Source organism: Mycoplasmopsis felis ATCC 23391 (assembly GCF_000701865.1).
GTDB classification, from domain to species: Bacteria; Bacillota_I; Bacilli_A; order Mycoplasmatales; family Metamycoplasmataceae; genus Mycoplasmopsis; species Mycoplasmopsis felis.
Map to the genome: position 1 here is coordinate 1 of NZ_JNKA01000009.1, position 16,720 is coordinate 16,720.

General features: G+C 23.7%; 16 protein-coding genes and 1 tRNA gene. 11 read left to right on the forward strand and 6 right to left on the reverse strand.

Annotation, left to right across the window (positions count from 1 at the left end):
- The 3 genes from T405_RS01485 to T405_RS01495 form a co-directional block, all read right to left on the reverse strand.
- Positions 1-362: restriction endonuclease subunit S (locus T405_RS01485; RefSeq protein ID WP_051619530.1), on the reverse strand; the 362-nt coding region annotated here is incomplete at its 3' end.
- 104 nt (positions 363-466) lie between these two features.
- Positions 467-3,184: a cation-translocating P-type ATPase gene (locus T405_RS01490; protein ID WP_036430426.1), complete on the reverse strand. Its 2,718-nt coding sequence runs from the start codon at positions 3,182-3,184 to the stop codon at positions 467-469.
- Between the two features lie 72 nt (positions 3,185-3,256).
- Entirely contained in the window at positions 3,257-3,868 is a 612-nt protein-coding gene (locus tag T405_RS01495; protein ID WP_036430380.1) for a hypothetical protein, read from the reverse strand.
- Positions 3,869-3,995: 127 nt separating this feature from the next.
- On the opposite strand from T405_RS01495, the gene msrA reads away from it, so the two are divergent.
- The 4 genes from msrA (at position 3,996) to T405_RS01515 (ending at position 8,695) form a co-directional block, all read left to right on the forward strand.
- Positions 3,996-4,493 carry a peptide-methionine (S)-S-oxide reductase MsrA gene (gene msrA, locus T405_RS01500; protein WP_036430382.1) on the forward strand — a complete coding sequence of 166 codons (498 nt, stop codon included), beginning with the start codon at positions 3,996-3,998 and terminating at the stop codon, positions 4,491-4,493.
- Between the two features lie 19 nt (positions 4,494-4,512).
- Positions 4,513-5,592: a peptide chain release factor 1 gene (gene prfA / locus T405_RS01505; RefSeq protein ID WP_036430384.1), complete on the forward strand. Its 1,080-nt coding sequence runs from the start codon at positions 4,513-4,515 to the stop codon at positions 5,590-5,592.
- On the forward strand, positions 5,592-6,305 hold the full coding sequence (gene prmC / locus T405_RS01510; protein WP_036430386.1) for a peptide chain release factor N(5)-glutamine methyltransferase: 714 nt from the start codon (positions 5,592-5,594) through the stop codon (positions 6,303-6,305). The genes prfA and prmC overlap by 1 nt, the downstream gene beginning before the upstream one ends.
- A 71-nt stretch (positions 6,306-6,376) precedes the next feature.
- Positions 6,377-8,695, forward strand: coding sequence for a putative immunoglobulin-blocking virulence protein (locus tag T405_RS01515; protein ID WP_036430388.1), 2,319 nt, complete (start codon positions 6,377-6,379; stop codon positions 8,693-8,695).
- A 42-nt stretch (positions 8,696-8,737) separates the two neighbouring features.
- Here T405_RS01515 and T405_RS01520 read toward each other — a convergent pair.
- Both T405_RS01520 and ychF read right to left on the reverse strand, forming a co-directional pair.
- Positions 8,738-8,811 (reverse strand) — tRNA-Trp (locus T405_RS01520).
- An 11-nt stretch (positions 8,812-8,822) separates the two neighbouring features.
- Entirely contained in the window at positions 8,823-9,923 is a 1,101-nt protein-coding gene (gene ychF / locus T405_RS01525; protein WP_036430390.1) for a redox-regulated ATPase YchF, read from the reverse strand.
- Between the two features lie 103 nt (positions 9,924-10,026).
- Between ychF and T405_RS01530 the strand changes: the two genes are divergently transcribed.
- The 4 genes from T405_RS01530 (at position 10,027) to T405_RS01545 (ending at position 13,847) form a co-directional block, all read left to right on the forward strand.
- The gene (locus tag T405_RS01530; protein WP_036430392.1) at positions 10,027-10,518 is read left to right on the forward strand and encodes an MAG0490 family ComEA-like DNA-binding protein; all 492 of its coding nucleotides are present in this window, start codon (positions 10,027-10,029) and stop codon (positions 10,516-10,518) included.
- A gap of 182 nt (positions 10,519-10,700) precedes the next feature.
- Entirely contained in the window at positions 10,701-11,705 is a 1,005-nt protein-coding gene (locus T405_RS01535; RefSeq protein WP_036430394.1) for a hypothetical protein, read from the forward strand.
- Positions 11,706-11,713: 8 nt separating this feature from the next.
- Complete coding sequence (holA, locus tag T405_RS01540) at positions 11,714-12,655, forward strand: DNA polymerase III subunit delta (protein ID WP_036430395.1); 942 nt, start codon at positions 11,714-11,716, stop codon at positions 12,653-12,655.
- Positions 12,612-13,847: a hypothetical protein gene (locus T405_RS01545; protein WP_036430397.1), complete on the forward strand. Its 1,236-nt coding sequence runs from the start codon at positions 12,612-12,614 to the stop codon at positions 13,845-13,847. The genes holA and T405_RS01545 overlap by 44 nt, the downstream gene beginning before the upstream one ends.
- A 1-nt stretch (position 13,848) precedes the next feature.
- On the opposite strand, the gene T405_RS01550 is transcribed toward T405_RS01545, so the two are convergent.
- A complete protein-coding gene (locus T405_RS01550; protein ID WP_036430399.1) occupies positions 13,849-14,784 on the reverse strand; it encodes a nucleotidyltransferase in 936 nt (311 codons plus the stop codon).
- 107 nt (positions 14,785-14,891) lie between these two features.
- Between T405_RS01550 and rpmF the strand changes: the two genes are divergently transcribed.
- The 3 genes from rpmF (at position 14,892) to ruvB (ending at position 16,698) form a co-directional block, all read left to right on the forward strand.
- Positions 14,892-15,095 carry a 50S ribosomal protein L32 gene (rpmF, locus tag T405_RS01555; protein WP_036430401.1) on the forward strand — a complete coding sequence of 68 codons (204 nt, stop codon included), beginning with the start codon at positions 14,892-14,894 and terminating at the stop codon, positions 15,093-15,095.
- Positions 15,096-15,167: 72 nt separating this feature from the next.
- A complete protein-coding gene (ruvA, locus tag T405_RS01560) occupies positions 15,168-15,761 on the forward strand; it encodes a Holliday junction branch migration protein RuvA (protein WP_036430403.1) in 594 nt (197 codons plus the stop codon).
- Positions 15,742-16,698 carry a Holliday junction branch migration DNA helicase RuvB gene (gene ruvB / locus T405_RS01565; protein ID WP_036430404.1) on the forward strand — a complete coding sequence of 319 codons (957 nt, stop codon included), beginning with the start codon at positions 15,742-15,744 and terminating at the stop codon, positions 16,696-16,698. The genes ruvA and ruvB overlap by 20 nt, the downstream gene beginning before the upstream one ends.
- The last annotated feature ends 22 nt before the right edge of the window (positions 16,699-16,720 follow it).

Here is a 16,720-nt window from a genome sequence, read left to right on the forward strand (position 1 = left end):
GTGTTTTTTTGACAAAATTCTCAAAAGTTTTTTCACAAATTATAGAATAAGAAGTGTCTATCTATTTTTATATTATTTAATATATAGGTTCTTTGGTATGCATTATATTTACCAGATACTAGATGCATATAACCCATATTAACACCATTACCAGCTATTGATATACCTTCACCTTCAAAACTATACTTATCAATTTTATATACATCAATACCTGAGGTATAAAAATTATACATCCCGCTTTTTACCATAGCATTTGCATCCAATTTACCATTTGTTATGTTAGCAATATTTCCTATTGTATCCTCTTTCCACTCTTCACCAAACCCTTTAAATCTAACTTTTGGAACTAAAACTTTTTTCATAATTATCCTTATTTATTTTTAATAATTTAATTATAGCATTATAAATTAGTTCTCTTATTTTACAAAAAACAGAAACAATGTTGTTTCTGTTTGAATATTTAAAATTAAATTTTATTATTTTTTTTAAAAGTATTTTTAAAAAACTTAACTATTTCATTATAAATTGTTAATAAAAAACCAAGTAATAAAGCAGGTAATCAAAATGCTATATCATATAAGTTATTATTACTTAATTCTGTGATATTAGTCATTTTAAATATTTCCCTTACTCCAGGAGTAAAAGCAACAAAAATAACACAAACTAATGAGAATAAACTTGCTAAATATACTAATTTATACTTTTTAACACTACATTTAAAAATAGAGTTTTTTGACATTAAATTAATAGAATTAATACTTGCACCAACTCCTAAAGCAATAAACATTGAAGTAGAAGTTATTTTTATAAAATCTTCTCCAGTGATATTTTTATTGCTAGCAACTAACGCTGCTATTAAATAAGATAGTAATGAAGCAAGAGAAATAATTAAACTTTGGATAATTAATTCTTTTCCCATTCCATTTGCAAAAATACTATCTTTTTTGTTCAATGGTTTTTGAGACATTACATTTTCATCAGTTGGTGTCATTCCAAGCGCAATAGCAGGTAATCCATGAGTTAATAAATTAATTCAAAGTAATTGAGAAGCAGACAGTATAATTATTTCACTTTCTTTTATTTGATTTTTAAATACAAAAGAAAAAACAAATAAACCAACTAACATTACTATTATTTCAGTTAATGAAGAAATTAACAGATTTAAAATAACTGATTTAATTCTATTAAATGTTTCTCTCCCGCTTTTAATTCCTTTTACTATAGTAGCAAAATTATCATCAGTTAAAATAACATCAGCAGCTTGTTTGGATACATCAGTTCCTGTGATACCCATTGCAATACCTACATCACTTGCTTTTAATGCTGCTGCATCATTAACACCATCACCTGTCATTGATACAACTTCATTATGTGATTGTCATGCTTTAACTATTCTTAATTTATCAATTGGATTTACTCTTGCATATACTGAAATATTTTTAACTTTGTCTTTTAATTCTTGGTCTGACATATTGTTTAATTCGATCCCATTAATTGCAAGATTCCCATCTTGATATATTTCTAATTCTTTTGCAATTGCTATTGCAGTAGTTAAGTGATCTCCAGTTATCATAACTGTTTTTATACCAGCTTGCCTTGCTTGTTTAACGCTTTCTAAGACATTTTGTCTTGGTGGATCAATCATACCAATTAAACCAAGAAAAATTAAGTCATTTTCATCTTCGATACTTATTTTGTCTTTGTCTATATTTTTATAAGCAATAGCAATAACTCTATAAGATGATTTTGATCATTCTTCATTTATTTCAAAATACCTATCTTCTTTATTTATACATTTACTTAAAATAACATCTGGAGCACCTTTGACAATAATCATTTTTTCTTTATTTATATTTTCAACTAACACAGACATTGTTTTTCTATCACTGTCAAAAGGTATCGAATCTAGTTTATTATAAGTTTTATAAAATTTGTCTGCTGAATTATCATTCATTAAACCATATCTTAAAATTCCAGTTTCAGTTGGATCGCCAACTTCTATATATTCATTATTGGAATTTATAGAAACAGAAGCATCACAACAAGCAACTAAACAACTTAAAGCAAATGAATCAGAAGGTTTAATTGATTTATTTTGAGCATCAAAAAATTTCTGAACAGTCATTTTGTTTTCTGTTAGAGTTCCTGTTTTATCAGAACAAATGATACTAGTAGAACCAAGTGTTTCAACAGCAGGAAATGCCTTTATAATAACATGTTCTTTAGTCATTTTAGATACACCAATAGCTAAAAGAACTGTTGTAAATGTAATCAGCCCTTCAGGAATAGCTGCAACTGCTAAAGAAATACCGATAATAATTGAATTTGAATAAGTTTCAGGATTATTTCATATTCCTGAAAAAGAGTTAGTTAATACAAGTTGTAAAATTGTAGTTATAAATAATAATAACACACCTAAGATTCCAAAAATCTTACTTAATTTATTTAATTTTATTTGTAATGGTGTTAATATTACTTCTTGTTCTTGGATTAATTGGTTAATTTTTCCTATTTCAGTATTTTTTCCAGTTTTTATAACTAAAGCAATAGCACGACCATTTGTAATATGAGTTCCCGCAAAAACTTCTGATTTTCTATCTCCTAAAGTTTTATTTGATTCTACATTTTCATCAATAACTTTTTTATCTACAGGTAGTGATTCTCCTGTTAATGCTGATTCTACTACAGCTAAACTAAACGATTCAACAAGTTTACAGTCAGCTGGAACTAAATCACCTGCTTCTAAAACGATTAAATCACCAATAACAAGTTCAGTTGACGGAATATTTATTAATTTTCCATCTCGATAAACTTTTGTATATAATTCATTATTTTTTTCTAATGCTTTAACTGCTTGGTCAGATTTTATTTCTTGATAAGTTCCTAATAAAGAGTTTAATACTATTACTATTAAAATAATAAATGGTTCAACAAAGGAAACTATAATATCTTGTGTTTTTGGAGTTTCTGCTTTACCAAATGTTTCATAAAATGCAACAGATAAACTAAATACAGCTGCAATTAATAATAAAATAATCATAAAGTCTTTAAACTGATTTAAGAATAATTTAAAGATATTTACTTTTTTTTCGTTCTTAATTTGATTTAAACCATTTTTTTTTAATAGTTTATTTGCAACTTCATTAGTTAAACCTATTCTGTTTTTTATATAATCTTTATTTATCAAAATTTTCCTTTCTTAATTTTATGTTTTTATTATATAAAAAAAGTATAAAAAATAACTATATTAAAATAGTTATAATTGTTTAAATAATTCTTGTAATTCAGAATATTTTTCTTTAGATTTTTCTCATGAACTTTGTATTAATGAAATTCTCTCTTGATTATTTTCTTTTACGGCAGTTACATATTTTTCATAAATTCTATTCATATAACCAGTTATTCTTCTTAGTGCTTTCAATGGATCAAGGTATTTATTTTTATAAAATTCATCAAGTGTTTTAGTGTAAAAATTTCTTACTTGCATACTGAATTCAGTGTTATCTTCTGGATTTTTTAATCTATTGATATTATTGATAATTTTAGGTTTAATTTCTTCGATAATAGTGTTTTTGATTTCAGACATTATCATATTAAGTTTTTGAATTTTTTCTTCAAAGTTAGCATCAGATTTATAGATAGTAGTAGCTTTATTTCAAAAAACATCTGGTTTGTCTTTATCATCTATTTCTTTTCTAATAACTTCAGAAATACTTTTATAGATTGTATTTAATTCTGCGCTTTCATTCTTTTCATCAGAAGTTTTTTTACTTGAAATAGCAACACCAGCTGTAATTGATGCAGCTGTAATAATAAATAAACTTGTTCCTGCTATTGTTAATCATTTTTTATTTATTTTTTTTAACATATCAACCTTTACTAATCAAATTATTAAATTTTTGTATGTTATAATTATAATATATTTATATATATGTTTAATATTAAGATATTTTATGTCTTAATTCTTGATATATCAAATAATCAAAGGAGATATAATGGTTAAAGAAATTTATATAGCAGGTGGATGTTTTTGAGGTGTGCAAGCTTACTATGATAGATTAAAAGGAGTGTTAGAAACTTCAGTTCACTATTTAAATGGTGGTTTTGAAGGAGTATCATATAAAGAAGTTTGTCTTGGTTCAAGTCATGTTGAAGCGGTGAAAGTTAAATATGATGATAGTTTAATTTCTGAATCTACTATATTTGAGTTATTTGTCAATATAGTAGACCCATATTCATTAAATAAACAAGGCAATGATAAAGGAGTTCAATATAGAATTGGTTTTTATACAAACGATTCAAGTTTATTAAATGAATACAAGCAATTAAATGAAGAATTTAAAAAGAATGAACAAAAAGATAATTATATAGAATTTTTACCTGTTTCAGATGATACAAAAGCAGAAGGTTATCATCAAGATTATTTAAAGAAAAATCCAAAAGGTTATTGTCATATAAATTTATATTCAATACCAGAAAAATATTTAAAATAAAAAAAAGAAAGTTGGAACTATGGAACAAACAATGTATAAATCCTTGTTGCAAATCAAATCAAAATATATTGAATTAGAAGAACAAACAATGAGTCCAGAAATTATTTCTGATATAAAAAAATACACAAAAATTACAAAAGAAATAAATTCTATTAAGGATATCGTGACTGTATTTAACAAGTATTTATTAAGTGAAAATACATTAAAACAAGCTAAAGAAATATTAAAAACAGAAAAAGATGAAGAATTATTAAGTTTAGCAAAATTAGAAATACAAGAAAACGAAGTTTTAATGGAATCATTATCAAATGAATTAAAAATATTGATTTTACCTAAAGATGAAAATGATGAACGTGATGTTTTAGTTGAAATAAGAGGTGCAGCTGGCGGTGATGAAGCTAACATTTTTGCAGGTGATTTATATAGAATGTATCTAAAGTGATGTTCACAAAATGATATGAAAACAACTTTATTAGATTCAATAGTTGCTGAATCAGGAGGTTTTACTTTAGTTACTTTTTCAGTTAAAGGTGAAAAACCTTATTCAAAACTAAAGTTTGAATCAGGAGTACACAGAGTTCAAAGAATACCAGTTACTGAGACAAAAGGGAGAGTTCACACATCAACTGCAACAGTTACTGTTATGCCTGAAATAGATGATGATATTGAAATAGATATTAAATCAGATGACATAAGAATTGATGTTTTTAGATCAAGTGGAAACGGTGGTCAATCTGTTAATACAACTGATTCAGCTGTAAGAATAACACATATGCCAAGTGGAATTGTTGTATCTTGTCAAGAAGGGAAAAGTCAAATTCAAAACAAAGAAATAGCAATGAGAATTTTAAAATCAAAATTATATGATATTGAAATTCAAAAAAAACAACAAGAAGAATCAGAATTTAGAAAACTAGCTGGTTCTGGAGCTAGAGCAGAAAAAATTCGTACATACAATTATCCCCAAGATAGAGTTACAGACCATAGAATATCATTTTCAACTTCATTAGGTCCAATAATGGAAGGTAAACTAAATTCTATTATTGAAGCATTATTAACAGAAGAGCAAAACGAAAAAATAAAAGAAGCTGGTATTTAGTGCATAATAAAGAAACTTTATTATTAGAAAAAAGAAGATATGTTTTACCACAAACTGTATCAATACAAGAACAAGAATGATTAGATAAATCTATGCCAGTTCAAAAAATAATTGGTTATATTGAAATGGCTAATGTTATTATAGATATATCGCAAAATGTTTTAATCCCAAGATATGAAACAGAAGAGTTAATTTATGAAATTTTTAATAATTATCCAAAAGAAGCGAATCTAAAAATATTTGATTTATGCACAGGTTCAGGTTTCATTGGTTTAGCATTAAAAAAACATTTTATAAATTCAGAAGTTACTATGTCAGATATTTCAAATGATTCTATAATTCAAAGCAGAATTAATAAATTAAAAAATAATTTGTCAGTAAAAATTATTCAATCAGATTTATTCGAAAATATAAATGATACTTATGATTTTATTGTTTGCAATCCTCCCTATATTTCTTTTAATGAAAAACTAGATAAATCAGTTATTGATTTTGAGCCATATAATGCATTATTTGCAGAAAATGATGGACTTTATTTTTATGAAAAAATTATTAAAGAAGCAAAGCAATACTTAACTAAAGAAGGTAAAATATTTTTTGAAATTAATCCTAAACATATTAATTGATGGAACCAACAAAAAAATAATTATGAAATAAAAATAATCAAAGATATCAATAAAAAAGACAGAATAGTTATTTTTTCTTATAAATAAATTACTATGAAACTTTAATAATAAAAGTTTATAATATTAATGTATAGTTAAAAAATAAGTAGGAGAAATTTATGAATAAAATTTTGAAACGTAAAAATAAATTTTTTACTATTTTAACAGGCACAACTATTGTTGCATCTTCATCAGTTGCATTGACTTTATATCAAAGCACTTCATCAATAGGACAAGGTAAAGATTCCAATTATCCATCTTACAAAAATGGAACACTAATTCCAATTGATAATGCAGATGGTGGAGTTTTATCTATTTTCGATAGGGGAATTAAACAACCAGAAAAAAAAGTAGAACCAAAACTACCTGAACCTCCGAAAGTTGAACCAATAAAAGAAGAACCTATTATTAAAGAACCTGAAAAACCAATTGAAAAACCCCGTATAGAACAACCTAAAGTTTCACCAATAGTAGAAATAAAACCACAAAATCAACCAGAAAAACCAGTTGAAACTCCAAAACCTAAAGAAAAAGAAGTGGTTATTGAAAGAGATAATTACACAATCAAAGTTAAAGTTAAAGATGTTCCTTTAAGAAAAGATTTAAGATCTGATATTGAAAAAGGAATAACAAATAGAAAACCATATTATGCAGAAATAGTTCCTGACGTAACAAGTGTAGAAGTAACAGAAGAAACAAGACAAAAAACAATAGCAAATGGACAAAAAAATCTAGATAGACAAATTAATACTAATCAACATATTTTTGCTTTATTTAGGGACCCTAATTTACATGAAAAATCATATGATAGTATTTTAAAAGGACCAAATGAAGATTACTTTGTTCATTTATATGATAAATTCAGTGCTTTATTAGAAAATGGAGACAAAGTTAAAGAGTTTTTATTACCAGAAGGTGTTGCTAATTACGATCAATTAAGATCAATATCAGGAATATATCAATATGTAACTAGAAATGGTCAATTACGTCCAATTAAATTAAGTTATTTAGCGATTATTTCATATTTAGATTTTAAAAAGTTTACTGAACTAACAGATAATGCAAAAAAACAGTTAGAAAATGGTTATTATATAGCAGAAGATAACAATGAAATAATAATTGATGCAAATGGAAAATTGGATTCAAGAGTATATAGCCCTATATTTAATAAAGTTACTGCAGAAAGAGAACGTAATAACTCAGAAAAGAGAGTTTTTGGTATAAACAGTGTTTGATCAAGGAACCCAGAGGATATTAGGAACGGGAATTATCCTGGTTGAACAAAAAGGGATATATCAACAGAATACTACAATAATCCAGAATATAACTTAAATCACAATGATGGTATTTTATTATATGAATTAACTAAAAATGCTGATAATAAAGCAAAAACTTCTATTGATAAAGGTGTATTAGTTTCAATAAATGCTTCTAACCCAAGTGGGTATAGTAAAACACTAGCTTTAATTAATAAACTAAAAGAAAAAGAAATTCCTATTACAGGTTATAGAATAACTAATATGGGTAAATCAGATTCAACTCAAAAATTCAAAGAGATACTAAGTGCTTTACCTAATGAATTGCCATTTTTAGAATTATTCTTCGAATCACCAAATACATCTTCTTTAATTGCTCTTGAAAATAAAGTTATAGATGAATTATCATTATTTAGTTCATTAAATCCAAATGATGAAAGATTTTCGTTTAATCCTTGAGCATTCAAACTAACCCATTTTGTCAATACACTAGATTATAATTCATATGGGGGCTATTTACCTGGTGTTCAATCATTTTCTCGTATTAATTTCAATAGTATTTCATTTGATGAATCAGATTGAAACGGTATTGAAGATACAACAAGAATTAACAATGGTTTAAGAATGGTCTATGTCTCTAGAAATAATGAAAGAATATTCCAAGGACAATTTGGTCCGGGTAATCATCCTGATAGAGATAATGCAGGAAATAGTTATCCAACTGGTTTAGATTTATCAAGAATTAAAGCAGCTAAATCATTACGTAATTTAATCTTTTATGATCAAGAAAATGATGGTACAAGACCAGATAAAGTACGTAAATTAACAAGAATTGTTTTATATAATAATTCAGATGTTTGAGAAATAGATTCTGATGAATTAAACAATGCTCAATTCCATGAAATTTTAGAAAAAGACCCTAACTTAAGACCAAAAAGTAAAATTATCTTTAGTAACGGTAAAACTACAAGAAAAATAAGAATAAAAGCAAAAGAAAACGGTCATTCATTAAATAGTAGTGGAATAAACAACTTAAGAACATTACTTGGTTGATCGGATAACACATTTAATTCAAATACAGAAATTTTAGTAGATCCAACAGAAACTAACCTAATTAATTCATTATCAGGATTTAATGTAGTTAGAAGTTCTGGTGCAGATGACGATTTAGTAATAACATAACAAAAAATCTACCTTTTAATAGGTAGATTTTTTGTATTAAAATGGCGGGGGTTAAAGGAATCGAACCCTTATCATCGGTTTTGGAGACCACTATATTGCCATTATACTAAACCCCCAAAATAAAAAATTATTTTCCAAATTTAAAGTGACATACATCACCATCTTGCATAATATAATTTTTACCTTCTTGTCTTAATTTACCAGAGTTTTTGGCACCTTGTTCACCATTATTTTTAATATAATCTTCATACGAAATGATTTCAGCTTTAATAAATTTCTTTTCAAAATCACTATGAATAACACCAGCACATCTAGGTGCATTTCAACCTTTATGAAACACTCAAGCTCTTACTTCTTGAACTCCTGCTGTAAAATAAGTTTGTAAATTTAATAATTCAAATGCTTCTTTTGTTAACAAGTCTAAACCACTTTTTTTAATTCCATATAAATTTAAAAATTCATTTTTATCTTCTTCGTTTTCTATTTCAATTAACTCAGATTCTAATTTAACTGATATGGGAATTATTTTTTCATTTTCATTTAAAGAATTTTTAAGAGCACTATAATTTACGTCGTTTTCATAATCTTTAATTTGTTCATTGTTTAGATTTGCAACATAAATAATAGGTTTATGAGTTAATAAATGATACCCTTTAATAACTTTATTTTCATTTTCATTTAATTGAATTTCTCTTACTGCTATGTTTTTTTCTAGTTTCTCTTTTATTTTGAATGCAGTAGATTGTTCAAATATTGCCTCTTTATCACCAGATTTTGCTTTTTTAGATATTCTATTTAACACATTATTAATTGTTTCTAAATCAGCTAATATTAATTCATAATCTATAATTTCTTTATCTCTTACTGGGTCTATAGAATTTGCTACATGAATTATATTATTATCATTAAAACATCTTACTACATGAATAATTGCGTCTACTTCTCTAATATTTGCAAGAAATTTATTACCTAAACCTTCACCTTTAGATGCACCTTGAACTAAACCAGCAATATCCACAAAATCAAAAGTTGCTCATATTATTTTATTTGGTTTCACTAAATTTGCTATTTTTTGCAATCTTTCATCTATTAATGGAACAGAAGCAACATTTGGTTCAATTGTTGTAAAGGCATAATTACTTGATTCTGCTTCCTTTTTAGTTATTGAACTAAATAAAGTACTTTTTCCTACATTTGGTAATCCAACTATTCCTGCTTTTAATGACATATTTTCTCCTTATGTTTCTATATTTTACTTAAAAATTGTTTTATTTAAACATAAAATATAGTTATTTTTTAGTAAATTTTTATGATTAATATATTTAATTAATGTGAAAGTTTATTTTAAATGAATTTTAGTAGGTATTTTCTTAATTTTTATAACAGGGTTTACAACTTATTTTTTTATTTCTAGTCAACAAAAAATAACAACAGTTGATAAGTTTAAATCAAAAAGATATATAGTTAAAGGTGCTTTTGATCAACCAGGGATCCACATAAGTGATAAAAAATTAACTTACAGACAATTATTTTTTCTCACACAATTAAAGTCTGATGCAGACATAAGTGATTTTAATTTAGATGATATAGCAATTGAAAATCAAGAAATATATGTTCCATATAAGAATTTGATTCTTTATTGAAATTCTTTAAGAAGTGCTAATGAATTAATTTCATTTGGTTTATCTAATAAATATGCGAAATTAATAATGGATTACAAAGAAAAAAATGAAGGAGTTCCTAGTTGAAACGATATCTTAAAAATATCTGGTATTGGAGTAAAAACAATTGAAAAACTCCAAAGTTTTTTGATACTAGAATAAGTTCATTTAATGTCTTTTTAATTATTTCACTTTTTTATGCTTTTTTAAATAATCAATCAAGTGTTTTTCTTATTTCTATAATTATTTTAATTGTTATACAAATACTTATTTTTAGAACATATTTAATAAGTATAATTATTTGTCTTCTTATTTTATTTTTTTTATATGAAATAAAAAAATATTTGTATAACATTTCTTTATTCTCAAATATAAATGGAACATTTCAAGTCATTTCTATAAAGGAAAAATTTATAGAAGTTAGAAATATTTATAATTTAAAATTTATACTAAAAAAGAATTATGATTTGCATCTTTATCAATTAATTAATGTTAACGGTTATTTACAGTATTCAGATAATATTTATTATATTGATAAACCAAGCATAGTCTATATAAATAATTTTGATGTTAGATTTTATATCTTTAAGTTTTTTAGTTCTTTTAAAAATTATAAGGAAATAGTTATTCCAATAACCTTTGGTTATACATATTCAAAATCAACTTTATTTGAAAACGCAAATAACATAGGGATTTTGCATTTCTTGATTATTAGTGGTTTACATTTTAATTTATTAAATAATATATTGAAAAAGATTTTTAAAAACAAAAAGAAATTAATCAAAGCAATTTTATTTTTGTTTTGGATTTTGACAGTTTCAAGCATTTCTTCAAACAGAGCTATTTTACAAAAGATATTACCTAATAAAATAAAAAACCAAAAAATTCAAAAAGAAACAAAATTATTATATATTTCAGTTGTGTGTCTTGTTTTGCATAATAGTCTGAATGTTGGAATTGGTTATTTTATAAGCTTTACATTAAGTTATTTATTTCTATTTTTTAATCAGAAATTTAAAATAAAAGAGAAAATTCTTTTTATGATTTTTTTGTGAATAGTTTCTAATTTATTTTTAGTCATAAATAATAAAAGCATAAACATTTTATCATTGTTTATTAACTTCTTTTTATCCATATTTTTTGAATGTTTTATTATAATGTTTTTAGCTTTATTTTGATTTCCTTTTGCTTCATATTTTTTAAGTGATTTATTATATGATTTAGTTTACTTTTTATCTTATTTTATTATTCATATTAAGATTGACTTTTTATATAGTAAAGAATTTTTTTCTTGTGTGTTATATGGTAAAACTATGTTCATAATGTTTTATTATAAAAATAATATATAATAATTTCTATGTATTTCATATATGGACAAGAAGATTATTATATAAATGAAAAACTTTCTGAATTGCAAAAAGTATACAAACAAGAAAATATCATAATTTTAAAAGAAAATTATGAAATAACAGAATTCTTAGATTCATTTTTATCCGAATCATTATTTGATATTCCAAAATTATATATAGTTTATGATTTTCCTTTGTTTTTAAGTTCTAAACTAACGAAAAAAGAAAGTAATTTTATAGATTTGTTTATACAAACATTTTCTAAAAAACAAAAAAATACCCTGATTTTTGTATTAAATAAAGAAAAACCATCAAATAACAAATTCACTGACTTTATAATAAATAATTTTGAAGTATTTGAATTCAAAAAAATTATATCAAATCAATGAAATCAAAAAATAAATGAATTTATATTCAAAAATAATATCAAGATAACACAAACAGATTTATTCTATTTTATAGAAAAAAACCCAAAGGATTTAACTTTTGTTTTAAATGAATTAGATAAATTGAATTCTCTAAAAACAAATCAAATCATAACAAGAGAATTTATAGATAATTACATTTCTGATGTTAACTTAAACCAAACTTTTGCTTTTATGAATTCCCTAGAAACAAATAATATATCTAAAATTTATGAAAAATACAAAGAGAGAACTAACGAAGGTGATTCAATTATTTTGTTAGTATCTCAATTATTTAATATTTTTAATTTATGTTTTTCTATTTATTTATTAAAACAACTGAAATATTCAGATTATAAAATAGCACAAGAACTAAATATACAAGAATGAAGGTATAAGAAATTACTCCAAATATTAAGAACCTATGAAATAAATAAAATTAAAAATATTTTAACTAACCTTTCTTTTGTTGACTTTGATTTAAAAACTACGGAGATTCTAGATGTTGACATATTTGAAACATACTTGATTACAAACTTCTTTTAAGAAGAATAATACTTATATTTTTTTAGAAGAAAAAATAGTCACAGATTTAAATTTAAATAATACTATTAATTATTATGAAAAATTAATTCAAGATATCAAACAAACTGCATTAGTTTCACATAATATAAACATAATTATTCCAGATATATATTTATATTATTTTAATAAAGATATGTTGTATTCTAGTGAAAATCATAATATCGAAAATCAAAAAATGAAATCTTTAGATAATTTAAGGATTTTAATCAATACAATATCAGAATTTGAAAATGTAAATATTTTATATAACTTAAAATTCTCTAGTATTTTAAGCATCACTAAATTAATAGAAAAATATGAAATTATTAATAATGAAAAGTTAAAAGAAGAATATCATAAACTTAAAGATAATAATTTTGAAGAAATAAATGATTTGTTATATACACAGGAATTTGATTTCAATAATATTTTAGAATCAAAGCTAGAATTAAAAAATCAACTTGAGAAAATTATTAATGAATTAGTAGATTTATTTAATATTTCAGGTTTATTAATTAATAATATTTCTAAAAAAATAGATAAAATAAAAAAACAAGAACTAAATGATGTTAAACATTATTTATTCAATAACCTAAATCTGACAAAAAAAAGTGTTGGAATTAATTTATATATTTATGAAAATAAAGTAAAAAACTTGTCATATTTTAAAGAATTCAACTTTTTGGATGGTCAATTTTACGAATTAATTCTAGGTAATGATTTCAATAATAATATAAAAAAAATACTAAAGATAGTTAAAACACCTTTTATTCCTATAATCTCAATAAACAAACTATTAACAAACCAAACAAAATATTTGTATTTAATTGATAAAATCAGGCTGCTTATAAATTTATTATCTATGTTTCCAATCTCATTAGGACTTTTTTTTGAAAAAGACAAAATAGAAAGTAATATTTTACATCCATTATATCAAGTCAATGCATATGAAATTTTACTCAAATATTTTTATGAGTGTATTGAAAAAAGAACAATATTTTATAAATTTAATGAAAGCAAGAAAGTTCAAATAAGAATTATTAACAAATTATGAAATACAAAAATAATAAAAATATTAATTAAAATGAATGATGAAAGAGAAGTGATCTTTCTTTTAAATATTTCTAATATTGATACACCGGAATTAAATGCATTTTCTATTAAATTATTGTAATTTATATTTCAAATTTCTTTATTTTGAGCAAAACAAAGAGATAAGTTCTTTTAATTCTGCTGGCTGTATATCTTTTACTTACACAAGATTTTATAAAAGAATTATAATCAGGTTCATTAATATTCTTTTTAAAAAGATTTTCTATCCCTTCATTGACAAGGTGGAATCTTGATATTTTTTGTGGGGATAGCTTTTTTATTATTTTTTGAAATTTAGAATATGTATTTTCAATTAGAAGGCTTTTTCTTATAGAATTTTTATTAAAAGGGGAAAAACTAGAGATATCTTCATTTTTTTTAAGCATTTCTCTTAATTTCGTTGCACTAGCAAATAATCCATTAGTTTCATTTGAGTGAAAATCTACGGTTCTTTTGATACAAATAGGAGTTATATCAAAATTATTATTAACAATAGTTTTTACATATTCCAATCCTAAAATATCATTTGGTTGGTTTATTTCATGTCCTGAAAGTTCAGAAAGTGCTAAATTAGTTGCTCTAGGAAAACTATTTCCTTTTTCTTTTAAATATTTTTTTATTAATAAGTTATATTTATTTTCATTGTTTTTTATTATATTTGCTATTTCTATAAATTTTTGAATATCATTAGTTTCAGAACCAAAAACCAAATATTTAATTCCTTCCTTATGAAGTTTTTTAACTGATTCTCTTGCAAATATATGTGCAGCTTGTGAAGATATTTTAACTTTAAGAGGAATAACTTTGCTAACACCAAATTTTTTAATCATACGTTTTCTTTCTCCATATGATAAACAAATTATTTCACCTCTTTGTGAATATTTATGAGACATAGCCACAACTATTTTCGGATCTTTAATATTTTCTTTAATTCAATTTAATTGATAAATGTGTCCATTGTGAAATGGATTGTATTCTGCTACAATACCTACCTTATTTATTTCATTTGTTTTGAACATATAAAAATTATAAAAAATAATATATTTTTTTATTTTAAAAAAAACATTTATTTTATATAATTAATTCACTAATAGAACTATTAAAATAAAACAACAAAGGAGGAATTATGGCCATTGTTCCAAAGCGTAAAACATCTAAACAACGTAAACACAAAAGACAAACACATAGTGCTTTAGATTTACCTAATTTAGTAAAATGCACAAACTGCTCTGAGTTCATTGAACAACATGTAGTATGTAAATATTGTGGTTTTTACAAAGGTGCTAAAATCAAAAACTTTGTTGCTTTAAACGATCGAATCCAAAAATAAATAGCATTGCTATTTTTTTATTACTTTTTTAGAACTTTTCAAGATTTTATTTATTTAATGGATGGAGGTAAAATGATACTATATAAAATTGGTGAAGTAGTTCACAAAAATAAAAATAATTTAATTTTTGAAAATAAAGGAGATGGATACATAGTAACTACTCCAAAACTAGATAGGTTTGAAGTAGGACAAAAATTGAAAATATATTTATATGAACATATAACAGATTATTACCATAATTTTTATGGATTTAAAGAGTTTAAAGAGAGAGTACTTTTTATAGATTTACTGGGTATAGAAAAAATAGGACCGAAAGTAGCCATATCGATGCTTGATAAAGGATGAGAATCAATAGCCAATTATATTGCCAATGAAAATTGACAAGAATTAGCTAAATGTCAATTTATAAATGAAAAAACTGCAAAACTAATTTGTGTAGAATTAAGTGAGAAATGAAGAAAAATGGTTGATTCTAATGTTGCTAAAATAGCAAATGATAATGTTATAATGTCAGAATTATCTAATACATTAGCTTCATTTGGATTTAAGAAAAAACAAATAGATTATGCATTAACAAATGTAACCAATAAAAAAGATTTAGATAAAATGGTTGAAGAAAGTATAAATTTAATAACAAGTTATAAAGATGGAGAAGTTAGAGCTTAGACCTCAAAATTTTAATGATTTTATAGGTCAAAATCATTTAAAAGAGACATTAAAAACAATTATAGATAGTTCTGTTAAACAAAATAAAGAATTGCCACATATGCTATTTTATGGACCGCCAGGTATGGGTAAAACAACATTAGCAAGTATTATAAGCAATGTTTCAGGTAATCAAATACATTATGTTCAAGGTTCAAATATCGAAAAAAAATCTGATTTAATAAGTATGTTGAGTGTTTTAAATGAAAATGAAATTTTATTTATAGATGAAATTCATAGTGTTAATAAAAATATTGTTGAGTTTATTTATAATGCAATGGAAGATTTTGTTTTTGATTTAATTATTGGTGTAGAAGGTAATTCTAAATCAATGAGAATGAAAATAAAACCATTTACATTAATTGGTGCCACAACAAAGATTAATGAAATCAGTCAACCTTTAAAAGATAGATTTGGTTATATAGGAAGAATAATAAATTATAATGAAGATGATATTTTAAAAATACTAATAAACACTTCAAAAAAATTAAAATTAGATATAGATAAAGATATTTTAAAGATAATTATTGATTATTCTAGATTAACTCCAAGAATTGCTAATAACATAATACAGAGAGTCAATGATTTTGCAATTTCAAAAAATAACGGAATTATTGATAAAAAGATAATAGAAAAAACAATGAAATCTATGGAAATTTATAGATATGGCTTAACAAACGAGCATATTCAGTATCTAAAAATTTTAAGAGACGGTTTTTCTGAAAGACCCGCCTCACTAAATACAATTTCAAGTTTGACTCTAGGTGAAAAAAACGATATTTTAATAGAAATAGAACCTATACTTTTGTTTTTGAAACTAATTGAAAAAAACTCAAGAGGAAGGAAAATAACGAGCAAAGGAATTAATTATTTAATAGAACAAAATCTCATAAGATAACTATAATTTGCAATCTATAAAA